Origin of the sequence: Anabaena sp. FACHB-595 (genome assembly GCF_048568275.1) — a bacterium.
Lineage (GTDB): Bacteria > Cyanobacteriota > Cyanobacteriia > Cyanobacteriales > Nostocaceae > Trichormus.
This window is the reverse complement of sequence record NZ_CP183473.1, coordinates 4,584,014-4,599,996: the sequence shown is the minus strand read 5'-3', so window position 1 is coordinate 4,599,996 and position 15,983 is coordinate 4,584,014. Positions and strand designations below refer to the sequence as shown.

14 protein-coding genes are annotated in these 15,983 nt (G+C 40.7%); 3 read left to right on the top strand and 11 right to left on the bottom strand.

Features of this window, described 5'->3' with window-relative positions; translation table 11 throughout:
• Nucleotides 1-57: 57 nt before the first annotated feature.
• The 3 genes from ACN222_RS19055 to ACN222_RS19045 all read right to left on the bottom strand — a co-directional run bounded on the left by ACN222_RS19055 (nucleotide 58) and on the right by ACN222_RS19045 (nucleotide 4,397).
• Complete coding sequence (locus ACN222_RS19055; protein WP_010997949.1) at nucleotides 58-612, bottom strand: Dps family protein; 555 nt, start codon at nucleotides 610-612, stop codon at nucleotides 58-60.
• A gap of 667 nt (nucleotides 613-1,279) precedes the next feature.
• Nucleotides 1,280-3,094 carry a tetratricopeptide repeat protein gene (locus ACN222_RS19050; protein ID WP_010997948.1) on the bottom strand — a complete coding sequence of 605 codons (1,815 nt, stop codon included), beginning with the start codon at nucleotides 3,092-3,094 and terminating at the stop codon, nucleotides 1,280-1,282.
• Nucleotides 3,045-4,397 carry a P-loop NTPase fold protein gene (locus ACN222_RS19045; protein ID WP_010997947.1) on the bottom strand — a complete coding sequence of 451 codons (1,353 nt, stop codon included), beginning with the start codon at nucleotides 4,395-4,397 and terminating at the stop codon, nucleotides 3,045-3,047. Before ACN222_RS19045 ends, ACN222_RS19050 begins: the two co-directional genes overlap by 50 nt.
• A gap of 196 nt (nucleotides 4,398-4,593) precedes the next feature.
• Here ACN222_RS19045 and fabG point away from each other — a divergent pair, with 196 nt between their 5' ends.
• Nucleotides 4,594-5,289 carry a 3-oxoacyl-ACP reductase FabG gene (gene fabG, locus ACN222_RS19040; protein WP_044521940.1) on the top strand — a complete coding sequence of 232 codons (696 nt, stop codon included), beginning with the start codon at nucleotides 4,594-4,596 and terminating at the stop codon, nucleotides 5,287-5,289.
• Nucleotides 5,290-5,521: 232 nt separating this feature from the next.
• Here the strand turns inward: fabG and ACN222_RS19035 are convergent, their stop codons facing one another.
• Nucleotides 5,522-6,673 carry a homospermidine biosynthesis protein gene (locus tag ACN222_RS19035; protein WP_010997945.1) on the bottom strand — a complete coding sequence of 384 codons (1,152 nt, stop codon included), beginning with the start codon at nucleotides 6,671-6,673 and terminating at the stop codon, nucleotides 5,522-5,524.
• 209 nt (nucleotides 6,674-6,882) lie between these two features.
• A complete protein-coding gene (locus ACN222_RS19030) occupies nucleotides 6,883-7,272 on the bottom strand; it encodes a DUF6508 domain-containing protein (protein WP_199315744.1) in 390 nt (129 codons plus the stop codon).
• A 284-nt stretch (nucleotides 7,273-7,556) separates the two neighbouring features.
• Between ACN222_RS19030 and cobO the strand changes: the two genes are divergently transcribed.
• Entirely contained in the window at nucleotides 7,557-8,240 is a 684-nt protein-coding gene (cobO, locus tag ACN222_RS19025; protein ID WP_044521937.1) for a cob(I)yrinic acid a,c-diamide adenosyltransferase, read from the top strand.
• A 15-nt stretch (nucleotides 8,241-8,255) separates the two neighbouring features.
• On the opposite strand, the gene ACN222_RS19020 is transcribed toward cobO, so the two are convergent.
• From ACN222_RS19020 to ACN222_RS19005, 4 genes are all read right to left on the bottom strand, one after another.
• Entirely contained in the window at nucleotides 8,256-8,897 is a 642-nt protein-coding gene (locus ACN222_RS19020) for a hypothetical protein (protein WP_010997942.1), read from the bottom strand.
• Nucleotides 8,898-9,551: 654 nt separating this feature from the next.
• On the bottom strand, nucleotides 9,552-10,535 hold the full coding sequence (locus ACN222_RS19015) for an RNA polymerase sigma factor, RpoD/SigA family (RefSeq protein ID WP_010997941.1): 984 nt from the start codon (nucleotides 10,533-10,535) through the stop codon (nucleotides 9,552-9,554).
• Between the two features lie 554 nt (nucleotides 10,536-11,089).
• Nucleotides 11,090-12,829 (bottom strand): helicase HerA domain-containing protein, encoded by a 1,740-nt coding sequence (locus ACN222_RS19010; protein WP_010997940.1) that lies wholly within the window; start codon nucleotides 12,827-12,829, stop codon nucleotides 11,090-11,092.
• An 89-nt stretch (nucleotides 12,830-12,918) separates the two neighbouring features.
• Nucleotides 12,919-13,710: a glutathione S-transferase family protein gene (locus tag ACN222_RS19005; protein ID WP_010997939.1), complete on the bottom strand. Its 792-nt coding sequence runs from the start codon at nucleotides 13,708-13,710 to the stop codon at nucleotides 12,919-12,921.
• Between the two features lie 616 nt (nucleotides 13,711-14,326).
• On the opposite strand from ACN222_RS19005, the gene ACN222_RS19000 reads away from it, so the two are divergent.
• Nucleotides 14,327-15,112: a fasciclin domain-containing protein gene (locus ACN222_RS19000; protein ID WP_010997938.1), complete on the top strand. Its 786-nt coding sequence runs from the start codon at nucleotides 14,327-14,329 to the stop codon at nucleotides 15,110-15,112.
• A gap of 156 nt (nucleotides 15,113-15,268) precedes the next feature.
• Here the strand turns inward: ACN222_RS19000 and ACN222_RS18995 are convergent, their stop codons facing one another.
• Entirely contained in the window at nucleotides 15,269-15,427 is a 159-nt protein-coding gene (locus tag ACN222_RS18995) for a YqaE/Pmp3 family membrane protein (RefSeq protein ID WP_010997937.1), read from the bottom strand.
• 157 nt (nucleotides 15,428-15,584) lie between these two features.
• A complete protein-coding gene (locus tag ACN222_RS18990) occupies nucleotides 15,585-15,932 on the bottom strand; it encodes a translation initiation factor (protein ID WP_010997936.1) in 348 nt (115 codons plus the stop codon).
• Nucleotides 15,933-15,983: the final 51 nt, after the last annotated feature.

The window sequence follows — 15,983 nt, the reverse complement described above, 5'->3', positions numbered from 1 at the left end:
TTGTTAAGACGACATTATCTCTAAAGCAGAATTAACTACATTGAGATTAAGCCAAGGTTAATTCTGAGCAGGCTGAACAAATCCTAAGGTTAAGCTATCTTTAGCTAAGAAGTGAGCTAAATGATAAGCTCTTTCTTCGGTTTTTAACAGAATTTTTTCGTAGAGGTAGCGTGTACCGCGATCGCCTAAACTTTCAGCCTGAGCCGCTTGGCGACGAATAACGTTGATAATCGCCTGTTCTGCTGCTAGGTCGTTTTCTACCATCTTACGGGAAGAATATACGCCATCAGATTCTTGTTCAAAACAGGTTAATTCTGCTAACTTGCTGAAAGATGCAGCCGGTACGCCACCCAATCCATTCAACCGTTCGCCAATTTCATGAACGTGGTCTTGCACTTCATTGTAGCTGGAGTTAAAAAACTCATGCAGTGAGTAAAATTCTGCGCCTTCAACTACAAAATGATGTTTTTGGTATTGCAAATAAAGTGCTTGAAAGCTAGCTAGAAGAACATTTAGTCCTTCTGTGACTGGAGCAGTTACACTCCGATCCAGTAGCACTGGATTGTCGTATACCTGACCAAAATTTTGTAACAAAGTTTGTGTATCAGCCATTGTTCTCCTCGCTTTTGGGCAGTTATATTTGCTAACTGCTTAGTTACTACATATTAACATCTAAAAAATTAAAGCAAGCCTAATCAATACCACAAATTTCTGATTTTTCTGTTGTGAAAATGCCAATTTTTAGCTTTTAGTATAGTGAATTTATACTCATTATTTAACGTTTAGTTACTACTCTTATTGCAATAATTTCTAAACATTACTTTGCTATCTCAGAGTCGCTCCGCCTTGCTAGTAGAGGAAAGAGGTCTGATTCATCAAAGATTGGCTACAAACTAGAAATAAAACAGAAAAATTGTCATTTCCTAGACATCACACTCTACTTGTAAATAATGGTGTTCTCAGGAAAAATTATCAGAAAATTTCCCTCACAAGGTATAGAAGGGTTTTCATTTCATAGGAAAGCGATCTGATGAATAAGAGAAAGTGTTAAGCAAAGGTGGAAATAAAAACGAGCAGCGTATAGTGCTTGGTGCGATCGCACTAGTAGCATAACCGGACTAAACTAGTACATTAAGATAGGATAAAACCCTGACAACACAAGGCTTTTAAGTCTGTTAACAGTCAACAGCCAACAGCCATATCAGGGTATTGGGTTACGCAAAGCCTCTACCCAACCTAAATTTTAGGCTTGTCACACCACTGCTTTTACATCTCACCATCATTCTGGTAATTCGTCTAAAATTTTTCTTGCTATCCCTGCCCAATGTTCATCTTTATACTCAACGTATATTTCTAAAGCTGTCTGCAAATTCAGCCTCGCCTCTACATAATTTTCCTGCGCTTCTGCAAGCGTTCCTAATTGTCCATAGGTGCTGGCTTGGCTATAGCGATCGCCAAATTCAATTTTGAGATCCAACGCTTGTTGGTAATAGGTTTTGGCTTGTTCCCATTCCCTTAAATTTTGGGCTACTATTCCCAACTGGTGGTAAGTGCTTGCTTGGCTATAGCGATCGCCAAATTCGATTGTGATATCTAAAGCTTGTTGATAATAGGTTTTGGCTTGTTCCCATTCCCGTAAATTTTGGGCTACCATTCCCAACTGGTGGTAAGTGCTTGCTTGGTTATAGCGATCACCAAATTCAATTTTGAGATCCAAAGCTTGTTGATAATAGGTTTTGGCTTGTTGCCATTCTCGTAAATTTTGGGCTACGATTGCCAACTGGTGGTAAATTCTGGCTTGGTTATAGCGATCGCCAAATTCGATTGTGATATCCAAAGCTTGTTGATAATAGGTTTTGGCTTGTTCCCATTTCCTTAATTTTTGGGCTACCATTCCCAACTGGTGGTAAGTGCTTGCTTGGTTATAGCGATCGCCAAATTCGATTGTGATATCTAAAGCTTGTTGATAATAGGTTTTGGCTTGTTCCCATTCCCGTAAATTTTGGGCGACTCTTCCCAATTCGTGGTAAGTGCTTGCTTGGCTATAGCGATCGCCTATCTCTTGCTCAATGTCTAAACACTGCTGATAAAATTTAGCAGCTTGTGAAAATTGCCTCAAATCTAAATAAGCATTACCTAGTTTAAATAAAGCATTAATTTCACTAAGGCGATTCTCTAAGCGTCTAGCAATTAGTAATGATTTCTCATAATACTTGATTCCTAGATTAAATTGCCTTTGTAGAGAGTAGGTATCGCCTAAAGTGTTAATAACTTCTGCTTGAAATAACTCATCTTGTAAATTTTCAGAAATTCTTTCTGCTTCTTCTAAATATTCCCTAGCTTTTTCTGGTTTTATATGACTTAAATAAGCCTGTCCAAGTTGATGTAAAATATTACTATAGCTGCGGAGATTACCATCTGTTACCTGTTGTCCAGTTGGTTTTTCTTCCATTAACAGGCGGTGTAATAAATCGATGCGTTCTTGCTTCTCCGGCGGCTCTATCCTGTCTAATATCTCGCTATTTTTAACCTGATTAATAGCATTTTCTTTTGTTATTGCTGGTGTTTTAAAACGAAATATTCCTGAACGCCAAGCCCAAAAATCTGGTGCGAATTTAGCTAGGCGAGTGATGGCATAATCTGGCAGAATAAATAATATGGGATGAGGGACAGTTCTTTTATACGCATCCCGCACAAAGTTTAAGTCTTGTAATACTGGGGGATATTCACCGAACACCCCAATGGCGTTTTCTAAACCTCTGACAATCAAGACTAACTTTTTATTAGATTCTAATTCAATCTCAGATAATCTTTTAATAATTTCATCTCGCAGAAACCGCAGATTAGCATCGACACATTTAAGAATAAAAAATTGAATATTCTCACAGTCCGGGTTGTTTTGTAACGCCGCAATTAATAAATCCACATCGGGAGGAAAGTTAACTTCCACCAAACCAAGGGTAAACTTTTCTGCAAAGTCGATGAAAGTCAGTAACTCAGCAAAAGCTTCTTGATTTAGGCTGATAAATTGCCCAATTTCTGCACTAAGATTTATCTGCGAGGGCTGCTGTGAGGGCTTTTTGGAAGAACTCATTTTGTTTTACCACGGGATTGGGGTAATTCCAGCGTTTATTGCCGTTATATTCTAAAACTGAAGTGTTAAACAGCATCAATTGACCAATTTCATCTTTGCTCACATCTTTATTGATGCACACTTGAGCTAAATAATGATAATGTTCTTCAGGGATAAACCTCTCAAACCCAAATTGCTGTTGTTTGATAGCATATTCCACATCTTCAGCCGTAATTTTTGGATGTTTTTTAGTGCTAGCAGTTTGACAAGCACTCCGCATCATCTGCATCAATTGACGGACATGACCACCACTAGCTTTAGTTAACTCTAGCAATTCTTGGCGAGAAGTAAATACAGCATCAACATCTACTCGCTTCTCAATCAAACTAGCAACCGCATCTAGCCCAGCTTGATTGTAATTTAAATGGCAGACATCACGTTCAAATTCATAAATATTCACCATTGGTACAATATGAGGATTCCCATCAAATTGACAAAGGGGATTTTTGGGTGAACAAAGAATAGAAATTGGGACTGTATAAATAATTGTACAGTGCAGTTCTTGTAGCTGCGCCGCATAATCGAAAAATAAGTGGTCTGCAACCGCAGGCGGAACTCGGTCTAAATTATCAAAGATAACTAATAGGCCTTTAAACTGGGGAAATTTCTTTCTGAGTTTAATGTAAGCATCACCCAGTAATAAATTAATATCTGCCTTCAGGCGCGATAAGTCCTTTTCTAATGTTTGGCGAATTGTAGTTTTCTGTTTATCAGAACCTTTAATCTGAGCCAGCAATTTCACCATTAATTTAGCAATAAATGGCGCTTGGGGCTGTAGCGTTGCTTCTCCCTCAATGCTGACGGATTTTTCTACACTTTCCTCAGTTTCTTTCGTAATTTCCTTAAACCAAGACTCAAAACTTTGCAATAGTTGTTTATCAAAGCTTAAGTCTAATTTTCTCAGTTCATATTCTACTTGTTTAATAACTATTAAATATAAATCTGTATAACTAGCATCATTAATATCTGTTTCTTCATTCACTTCTAAATAAATCACATGATAATTTTCTTGCCAAAGCTTTTGGATTCGTTTTAACTCTGTGCTTTTGCCACAACCACGATGTCCAGTAAATAAAATCGTGGTGAAATCCGCAGGTTCTTGAAAGTCTAAAATTGTACTAACATTATCAACGGCTGAAGTTTTACGGACTGCTGATAAATCAACATAGTATTTTTCAATATCTTCCCCTTCCAAGGGTTCCACACTACAAGCTTGAAAGGCTGATTTCAAAGTGTTAGCACGTTGAAAATTAAGTGTAGTCATATTTGATGTTTAGTTAATTAATATAGATTCATCTCTTAAGAATTGTAGGCGATCGCCGTACCAACTAGAAGCGACTGGGGAAGTAAGTATTATTCCCCTACACCCCTAAACCCCTACACCCCTAAATTTTACTCCGATGCAAGCAATACGCCCACGCGTTATCTTGAATCATGAAGCTCTCTGGAGTTCATACATCATGAAAGGTAGACAAGTTCTACTTACAGGCGGTACTGGTGGACTAGGTTTAGGAGTCACACCAGTCGTCCTCGCCCAAGGTGCAAATCTGACCATTACTTACCGCAATCTCAAGGAAGTTGAACGCCTCAAAGAGGTTCTCCCGCCGGCGGATTTTGCCAGAGTTAACTTTCTTCCCGCTAATTTGGAAGAAGAATCTTCTGTTGATAATCTCATCACCCGCATCGGTAGGGTAGATGTATTAATTCATCTTGTGGGTGGCTTTTCGATGGGCAAAACTCACGAGTACAGTTATTACAGTTGGAAACGAGAATTTGAGATCAATTTAAATACAACTTTTTTGGTTTGCAAATATAGCCTCAAAAGTATGTTAGACCACGGCTACGGACGTATTATCACTATCGGTTCTAAGGCTGCTGTGGAACCATCCGGAGGATTAGCCGCCTATTCTGCGGCGAAGGCGGGTGTGGTAGCTTTCACAAAAGCGATCGCTGATGAAACGAAAGGTACAAACATCACCGCTAATGTTATCCTCCCCACAGTTATTGATACCCCCGCTAACCGTCAAGCAATGGGTACAGAAAATGCCGACAAATGGGTAAAGCCTGAGTCTATTGGCGAATTAATCTGCTTTTTAGCCTCGGAAAAAGCCAAAGATATTCGCGGCGCGGCTATTCCGATATATGGAGGGGTGTAGGGGTTTGGGGGTGTGAGGGTGTAAGAGAACAATTTTTTACTCCTCACTCCCTACTTCCCAGGACTTACGCACAGAGGTTATTTGTTCAGAAGGGGTATAAGGGTATGAGGGTGTAGGTGTGTAAGGGTTTTGAACACCTACACCCCTACACCCCTATACCCCTATACCCTCGCCCAAACCCTTGATTCTTCGTATCACTGCGTAAGTCCTACTTCCTACTTCCTACTCCCTACTATTGCCTAATAGGTGTACCGCAGGGATAAGTAGCAACTTCTCCATTAGTTGCTACTTTTTCTACTGGTTTATCTTTCGCCGCTAGGTAGTCTGTGCGGAGTTTATCGTATAGTTCTTCGCGTCTGTCATACAACCGCTTCAGGGGACGGGGCGGACATTGGTTGAGGACGTATGCTGTTACCAAAGGTAAGGCGATCGTGCTATCTGTGTAACAAACAATGGTGCTGGGTAGTTCGTCTGGGTCGATCTTACCCCAGCTTACTGCCTCTGCTGGTGTCGCCCCAGATAAGCCACCAGTATCAGGACGCGCATCTGTGAATTGAACGAAGAAATCATGTCCCCGTTCTTCTAAACCCAAAACCTCGTGAATTTGCGGTTGGGTTTGTAGCAAAAAGTTTTTCGGACTACCACCACCGAGAATTACAGCCGCGCTTTTGCCTTCTCCTTCTCTGGCATTGTAGGCGATCGCAGCTGTTTCGTTCACGTCAATGGCTGGATCTAATATCAGTTGTGAACCTTCTAACGCTAACGCCGCTACGTTCATCCCGATGGAACTGTCACCAGGGGAAGAGGTGTAAATGGGTACACCATACTCATAAGCTGTAGCCAGCAAGCAGGAATGTTTCACCCCTAATTGCTTTTCAACTTCCCTCACATACTTACCCAACAAATAATGAAACTCCGCCGTTCCCATCCGTTTTTGAAAGGGTTCTGCTTGCAAAATCTTGCGGATGAAAGCATCAGTTTCTAGCAGGACATCATAACCAAAGATGATGTCGTAAATCCTGATAGTTCCTTCTTCACGCAGCTTGACATCATCTAAAAACGGGTTCCCGGCGAACAACTCAAAACCTAACCCATAGTGCATATCATGGTAAAGATTTGCACCAGTGCTAATCATCCAATCAATAAAGCCATTGCGAATTAGGGGTGCAAGTGCAGACACCCCAAAACCAGCAGGTGTCATCGCACCAGAAAGACTCACACCAACAGTTACACCATCTTTGAGGATATCACAAGCCAACAATTGGCTGGCTTCCCGTAAACGCGCCGAGTTGTAGGCGGTGAAGTAATTATCAATCAAATCCACCACACTGATATCGGTTGACATCGGTATAGGTGCAATTTTCTTACCCAAATGTTTTGCCATTTTCAGACTCCCGAATCGTAACCTTGCCGAATCTAATGTTAACTATGTTTCAGCAATTTCTCGCATCCCCTGAATGTACGAATCGTACGCGCTTTGTGCAGAACATAGGAAAACTACGAATTTTTTTTAACTTGCACAATCCATAGTGATGACTGTTGACCGTTGACAGTCAACAGCCCTTATTCGTAGTTATGCAATTTAGACGTGCATTAGCTTATGCGAATTGCTTGTAGTCGCTGCAATATTGTCAACAAATGACCATTATCTATCATTTGCGCTAGATGACCACTACAAAAACGTTCTTTACGAACGTGGCTAGTCAATAATTTCTGTATTGTAGAAATATCAGCTAAATTTAATAGTTCCGGATTAGTTACAAAACGATTAGCCTCATCCTGCCAATTTGTCCAATCAAAAGATATGACAAAATTTCCTGCGTAAAGTGCTGTTATGAATCTATTAAATTCCTTAGAATAGTAGTAAGGGTCTAAGGTTAAAGGTTCAGTTTGTATGTCATATAGTTGGCAATTTTGACTGGAAAATAATGTTAAAAAAGTGAGTACATTATCAATGTTCTGTAGCGTAACTGAACTGGACATAACCACAACCTAAAGACTGTATAAATTGCGTGCTAGAAAGCAATTAGAGAGATTTACTAGATATATTTTTATACACATTACAACGCTAAATCATTCGCGCAACATTGTTCATAGAAGAAGATTTAGTCAAGTATCAAACTCAATAGGTGAAAACATTAGTCTTTTTCACCAACTCTTTTTATTTTCTCTGCCAGATTCCCCTCAACTTCTCATCAATCTAACCACAAGTTTTTCTTGGGTTTGTTCGTTGTAACATTTATTTTCTGTATTTCCTGATGAATTTGATGACAAGCGATACACCAGAAGCATTAGAATCAGATAAGGAAATTGAGCGTCTCATTGATGAAATAATGGCATCAACCCAAAACCTTTCTGATGAACAATACCGCACCAAAATGCAGCGCCGCAAGGAAGTACAGGAGCGCCGCATATCTCAAGCTGTGCCAGAAAAAGGGTTAATTATTGTTAATACTGGTAACGGTAAAGGCAAAACCACCGCAGCACTAGGTATGGTATTACGATCGCTCGGTCATGGGTATAAAGTAGCGATCGTCCAGTTCATCAAGGGTGCTTGGGAACCTTCAGAAAAAAGCGTATTTAGCTATTGGGAAGACCAAATCGAGTTTCACGCAATGGGAGAAGGTTTCACTTGGGACACCCAAGACCGCGATCGCGACATTGACAAAGCTCAAGCCGCATGGGAAAAATCATTAGAATTCATCCTTGACCCCCAGTACCAGTTAGTCCTACTAGACGAAATTAATATTGCCCTGAAAATGGGCTATTTAAGCATAGATGAGGTTCTGGCAGGCTTGGCACGTAAACCCGCTAGTAAACACGTAATTCTCACAGGTAGAGGCGCACCAGCCGCCCTCATTGAACGCGCAGACCTAGTTACAGAAATGACCCTGATTAAGCATCCTTTCCGTGATCAAAACGTTAAGGCACAACCAGGGATTGAGTATTAGTTGTGTACAATGTCTCTATTGACTACACATTTGCAGAATGCGGCGATCGCCAGGACTTATTCTATTGATGGGATGATAATCTTGCAATGCTAGAGAGTAAGCATAGCTCATTGGCGCATCTTCAGAAAATTTGGGTAATGTACTAGCTGTAGCTACTTCAGGTGAAATACCAGCATCTGGTGTGGCTGTAACAGTCATTGCCAACTCTCCAGATGTATCAAGTTTGCCTTGAAAACAACTAAACTCAGAATTAGGCATATACAATGCGCCTACTAGTCTACCTTGCTGTTTTTTAAACAGAACATAACCTTGTCCTATTTGGTCTGGTTGTGGCGATTGACCATAAAGATAAATGCCATCTTTTTTTGGTAAACTAAATTTCGGCGCGATCGCTGTTTCTTTTTCGGCTTTCTGATTCTTTGTCTGTGCTAAAACGCTTTCTTTCTCTTCACTAACTGGGGTTAAGCTCATCAGACGAGGAGTCAGGGAACTATGTGGCTCGTCATGCGTCGATAGGGTTGTAGAAGTAGGTACCGATACTTCCTTACTCTGTACAGGACTGATTTCTGCGCCCACGATGGAAAGAGTAAAAAGCAGACCAATCGCGGGAATTCTTAACTGACGCAATGGTGAAAATTTAGAAATATTGTTAAGCACCCGACTCCTCCTGTGACAAACTTATACGACTGCCTCGGCAACTTGTCTTAAACCATAAGTAAATTTGCAACCTTTAAGTCTCGGTCAAAGGTTTGATATATAGTCTCTAGAAAAAATATTTTTTAAAAACTCAGGTTTTCTAGATTTTTTCGCAAGTGATCTTAAACTATCAGTGATTATGAAACTTTTGCTTCCCCCAGCAGATTCATCCTAATAGGTGATGTAAACTGCAATTTAATCATCGATAAAGATTAAAGTCTTGCTGTGACATTTCTCGGTCAGAGAAATTCATCTTGCTAGGTACATAGAGATATACAACAGCAAGTATTTTCATTTCGGAAAAGTCATACCAATTCAAAATTCACTCATAGCCTACGGTAAGACTTCGTCAACAAAATTCAAAATTAAGAATCAAGACAGGACAAGCCTTTGGGGCATCAAAATGTTTTTGTCGGTTCTCAAAATAGGACTTACTCACTCAGGTTATTTGTTGAGACTGGGTGTGAGGGTGTGAGGGTGTAAGGGTGTAAGGGTTGCTAGCATTTATACCCCCTAAACCCCTAAACCCACACACCCATAAAAAAAATCGCCCCCTGAGTGAGTTCAGGAGGCGCTGGGATTTGCACAGACGTAGCACCGCTACGTCTTGATAATTTAGCTAGCGACGTATTCTTTAACATTGGCTCGACGGCGACGCAGATGAGCTAGTGCTTGATGTTCTAATTGGCGGACGCGTTCACGACTGAGGTTCAATCGTTCACCGACTTTCGCCAAGGATAATTCGTTACCGTCTAACAAACCAAAGCGTAAGGCTACGACTTCTCGCTGTTGGGGTGTGAGTTCTGCCAAGAGGGTATTCAGGTCTTGGCGCAAGAATTCTTGAGTGGTGTAATACTCAGGGGATGGCCCATCATCTTCGAGCATTTCTTGCAGTTCTGTATCCTGGTTGTCACCAACTTTCACATCTAGAGAAACTGGTTGACGCGCCATGTTTAGATACTCACGAATCTGAGCAGGTTCTAGTTCTAGTTCTTTGGCGATTTCTGCCGGTGATGGAGAACGCCCCAAAGTTTGAGCCAGTTCGCGCTGAACTTTTTTGATTTTGTTCAGTTTCTCGGTAATATGGATAGGTAGCCTGATAGTCCGACCTTGTTGAGCGATCGCACGGGTAATCGCTTGGCGAATCCACCAGTAAGCGTAGGTTGAAAATTTATAACCCCTCATTGGGTCAAATTTCTCTACGCCTCTTTCTAGTCCTAGAGTTCCTTCTTGGATTAAATCCAGGAACTCCATATTCCGCTTTTGGTATTTCTTGGCAATCGCCACTACCAAACGCAGGTTCGCTTCAATCATTTTTTGCTTGGCTCGCTTACCCTGAGTTACAGTCTGTTTCACCTCTGTTTCAGACTTTTGAACGTGGTCAGCCCACTCTGGTAAACTCGGTTCCCGATCCAACTTTTTCGCTAAAGCCTCTTTAGCGTCAATCAGCGACATCATTTGCTGCACCTGCTTCCCGTAAACAATCTCTTGCTCACGGGTGAGCAGGGGTACACGACCAATTTCGCGCAGATAGGTTCGCACCATATCAGCCGTGAATTTGGTGTTTGTGTCTTCTGTGTGGGTGTTAACAGTAGGCATTGGTGCGTTGTCCTCTACTCCGTAAACACAATCAATATTGAGTAACAAATTTAGCTAGTAAACATCGTCCGCATCTCACAGAACTCAAGGCGCTACCAAACTTAAACAATGTTATGTATCCGTTTTCTAGAAGGCGCTGCCTTGAGATAGGTTCCCCTACCATCCGACAATGTTTTAATGTCTTACAAGCACAGTGGTTGATTTTCCAGAATTCTTTCTCTATTTCAGTTACTGGCAGCAACTGTTCAATACGAAGTCAGTATGAGTTCCACTTAGTTTTATATTAAGACAAATCAGGTGGATAGTAAAGTAGCCAAAAGAAGGATATGGATTATAGTGTAAAATTGCTTTTTTTATAAAAAGATTTTTAAGTTCCTTAGAAAAGCTAACTATACCTATAGTGACGCGAAAACTCCCTCTTCTGTTGCCTGCCAGTAGGGAGATAACCGAACTGTATGGGGTAAGACTTTACTACTTACGTAGTTAGTTGTCGGTTGTCAGTTGTTAGTTGTCTTCCCCTGCACCCCCTGCATCCCTGCTCCCTACTTCTCACACTAAAATCCCAAATCGGCTTTGGCTAGTTCAGCAGCCGCGAATACTTCTGCGTCTGGTTTTTCTTCCCAGGCTGTATCACCAATTTCTGCGTAAAAGGTTGAATCATAGGGACGGGTTCTGACTACCACGGGCATAGGTACGGCATGACCTAAAATCAAAGCTTGTTGCTTGGAGTCTAGCTTGGCTAACACTGATCTGAGACCACCAGCCCCTGATACCCCGGTGAAGATGGCATCAATGTCTTTGTCGTCATTCAGTAGGGCGGTGATGCGTGTCCCAATTTGGGACATAACTTCATTATCTATGCCTGAAGGTCGTTGATCAACTACCAAAAGGGTTACGAAATATTTACGCAGTTCACGGGCAATTGTGCCGAATATAGTGCTTTGAACGATCGCTGGGTCTAGGAAGCGATGCGCTTCTTCTATTGTAATCATTAATGGCGTTGGGCGATCGCTGGGATTTTTACTTTGTAGGAACTTATCAGCTTTGCGGACGTAATGCTCATGAATCCGTCTGGTGATCATGTTAGTCACCAGCATATAGGAGAGCATATTCGACTGGGAACCAAATTCTATAACGACATTTTTGCCGGCTTCTAAAGATTGTAAAATGTTATTAATATAATTTTGGGGGCAAACTGCCCGCATATACTTAAGACCATCTAAGCGTAAGAGTTTACGCTGTAACGCCATAATTGAGCCTTTGTGTCCCCGCTTCTCGTCACAAAACATCTCAATTTCTTCATTAGTCATATTCAGCAATTGGACAATCCAAGATTTGCCGAACTCACTATATAAAATGTTGGCATTATCTAAGGCTGCTTCCGATAAGCCTAAATCTCGACTACATAATTTCACATCTTCGACTTCGATTTGCTCATAACTCAAATATAGTTCATGGGAATCTCTTACACCCCGGCGCTTGCTTGATTCCGGGTCGAGGGTATATACTTCGACTCTTCCCGGAAACAGTTGCTTGAGTCCCTTAACGGTGTTGACGTTTTTTCCTTCCGCTACTGCTTCCCAGCCATACTCGGAGTGCATATCAAAAATCAAGTTAACCGCCGCATTCTTGCGAATTACCCCAGCTAAGAGTAAGCGTGTAAGGAAAGATTTACCCGTACCCGATTTACCAAATACCCCGTTACTACGTTCAACAAAACGGTTTAAATCAATACAAACAGGGACATCCATATCTAAAGGTTTACCAATGGAAAAGTTTTTCCGTTGGATGTCGTCTTCCCAACCAAATACCCGCCGAAAATCATCCACGCTGGCTTCATAAACTTGGCTGAAGTGGCTGGGGATAGTTTTGACAGGAAGTAATTCCATTGTCGTACTGGTTTGGGGTTGAAAAGAAGCCAAACCTGTGGAGGATGGAACAAAAGGATTCACAGATTTATTATCTGTAGTTGTCACAGACTCATTAGATTCAGGAGTGAACATCAGCATCGGTGAGAGGTTAATCGTTCCGTAAGTCCCACTCCCGGCTAAAACGTCCCGTAAAAAAGTGTCCTCCCAACTGGGGGGACTAGCAATAATGCGCGCGTTAGCAGTTCCCAAGGCTACATCTGTCAGCATACAGAAAAAGCGCGATCGCATCCCTTGGACTACCAAAAATTTACCTACCCGCATATCCTCAACGGAGATATCCGGGTGTAAACGCACTTCCAAACCCTCAGTGAGAGAACCTTGAATTACTGAACCTAATGGTTGTTGTGGATTGTCAGTTGTCATTAGTCAGTTGTCAGTTGTCATTAGTAAGTTGTCTTCCCCTGCTTCCCCTGCTTCCCCTGCTCCCTACCCCCTGCTTCCCTCCCCACTACCTAATCAATTTGAATAGAGGTTGGCGCGCCACCGATGGGTGATTTACCAATTAATGGTTTGCGGAATTGGGTGTAGATGCGATCGCGCCAGGCAAAAAAGGCTGCATAATCAGGGTTATCGGCTAATGATGGTACACCTTTACCTGCAATACTGGCGGGTAGGTCTAAATAAGAACCCTCTGGGAATTTTAACAGTATTGATAAACCAGCTACGGCTAAATCAGCTAGAGTGGGTTCGTCTCCAGTTAAATAAGGACTGTCTGCTAACAATAGTGTAAGTGCTTCTAGGTCTTGTTTTAAATCTGCGATCGCTGACTTAACCGCATCTGGACTGTAACCAACACCAAAACCCAACACTGTCAGAAAATCGGTGGGTACGCCTTCAACTAAGGTTTTAAGAACGTCTGGTGTTGAGGTAGGTAATAAGGCTTTGCGGAAACTTTGGTCTTGACTGATAGCAGAAAATAGTGCTTTTCTCCCTTTAATACCGATGGACTCATCAGCCCATTCTTCTATTAATAAAGTTAAACCCCTTTGTTTGGGGTCTTGTGGTATGAGGGGACGGTCTGGATATTCTAAGTCTAAATACTTGGCGATCGCTGTCGAATCGGCAATATATCTGTTACCATCTTTCAATACTGGTACTTGTTTTTGTCCAGTTAACCTGAATAATTCTACTTGTCCAATTCCTGGTGTAACCTCAATTTTGCGGTATTCCAATCCTTTGTAATCGAGAATTAGCCGCACTTTTTCTGAGTATTGAGATAATTCCCATTGGTATAATTTTAACATAATTTATCTCTTTTTACGGATTAATCAATCAACTTCCTAATTGTAACTGTACTTTCAGTAAATTTCCGGTGTAAATCATTAATTTCCCACCTCATTTATCAGCTAGATAGACTCTATTTTTTCCTATTTATTTTTGTCAAATATCAATTTTTGTTCTATATTATTTTTTGCTCGCTTATTTGCACTTAATAATCGTTTGCACGGTGCTTATATTTTATTTTTGCTGGCAGAGTCTCAGCTTGTGCTGAAAAAATCAAATAGTTTTCTTTATCTATTACCTAAATTCAAAAAGTGTAATTAAGCTATGCTGCATGAATGAAAATCAAAGCAGACTGCTATACACGAATCCTATTTGATTATTGAAAAATTTAAGTATCTGTAAGCTGGGCATTGCCCACCAGAAAAGTAATACGATGGACAATGCCCATAGGCATATTTCAGAAATCCAGCATGAATTTTATATATTATTTCTGTGTTAAATACAAATTAGTTATGAGATTTTCCCACACACAGCATATTTTTGAATACAAATCTTACTTCCATGGTTAGATTTTGTTGGTTGTAAAATGTTATAAATCTTTATGTAACCTAATTCTAATCAAAACAAACAAAAATTATGAGGGTGAATCAAAGCAAGCTGCTGACCAATTTGGTAGGTGTAGTGACGTTAGCAGGCGTTAGCCTCTCAATTACCTTACCATCGGGAGCAAGAGAAGTATTAAATCCCAATCCAACTATTTTCCAAGAAGCTCACTATAGTCGTGGTCAACGGATTCAAGCAAATGTTAACCAGATAACAAAAGAAAATAACAAGAAACAGATAGCACAAAATACAGGACGTACTAATCCTAGACCAAGTATTTTTAACGAGCCTCCCTATAACCGTGGTAGCCGTACTTCACCCACTCCAGTTACTCCTCCAGAAACCCAACCCGCAACAGAAACACCTACAACAAAACCACCAGCAGCAGAAACAACTAACACAGACTCGAAAAATTTGTTAGAATTGGTGGAATCAAATAGCTCTTTCACCACTCTCAACAAAGCATTACAAGCAGCCGGACTAACAGAAACTTTAAAAGGCAAAGATAACCTAACAATTTTTGCTCCCACCGACGCTGCATTTGCTAAATTGCCACAAGATGCTTTACAAGCATTATTACAACCAGATAATAAAGAAGTATTACTCAAGGTGCTAACTTACCATGTTGTCCCAGGTAATGTTTTATCCACTGATTTGAAATCTGGTGAAGTGAAAAGCGTCGAAGGTGGCACAATTAATGTAAAAGTTGATACGCAAGGTGTCAGCGTCAACGATGCGAAAGTAACACAGGCAGATATCAAAGCCTCTAATGGCGTAATCCATGTAATTGATACAGTGATTCTGCCTGCTGACTTGTAGAATTTAGATAGCTCGGATTTATTGGCTAACAATTAAGCTTTTAGTAAAAAAATCCCCCTTCAAACTAATTTTTGAAGGGGGTTCATCATCTCAATGTCTTGTATGGCTAATTGCCATATCATGGGGAAACAAATCTACTGTAATTAAATCCCCTAATTATTTCCTAGCGATGACCCACACCGCGTGTACAATTCCCGGAATGTAACCTAAAAGCGTCAAAAGTATATTAATCCAAAAATCCTTACCTATCCCAACTTGTAAAAATACTCCCAAAGGTGGGAAGAAAATAGCACATAAAAGCCGAACTAAATCCATATTGACCTCCTTGTAATTAACCTTTATTAAGGAAACTTAAGAAATTTGCTTTGAGAGTTAAACCTTAAATCTGAATACCAAAGTACAGGAGTAAGCCTTTTAGTTCTGGGTTTTGTCAAAACTAGAGTGTTTACTACAAAGCATAAAAACTAGCCAGTTAACCGCCACTAATTTTGGCTTTGTAGCCTAGCTTAATCAAAATCTCTAAAATTTTCTGTTTATGTTCGCCTTGAATTTCAATTTCGTTATCTTTAACTGTCCCACCTGTACCACATTGAGTTTTCAACTGTTTTACTAAATCTGCCAATACTTCTGGTTTAGTTTGAAACCCAGTAATCACCGTGACAGTTTTTCCTTTGCGGCCGGCGCGGGTAGCCTGTACTCTGACATTTTGTTGTTGTGGTGGTAATTCGGTAGTTGGTCTTTCTAAGGCGGCAGAGTTGTCGTTGCCAAATTCACGATAAATAAAGCGCTTGTCAGAAGATTTGGAATTGGAAGAAGACATAAAATTTACTGAATACGAGAAATTAGATTTGTCAGTGGTCAGTTGTTTTGA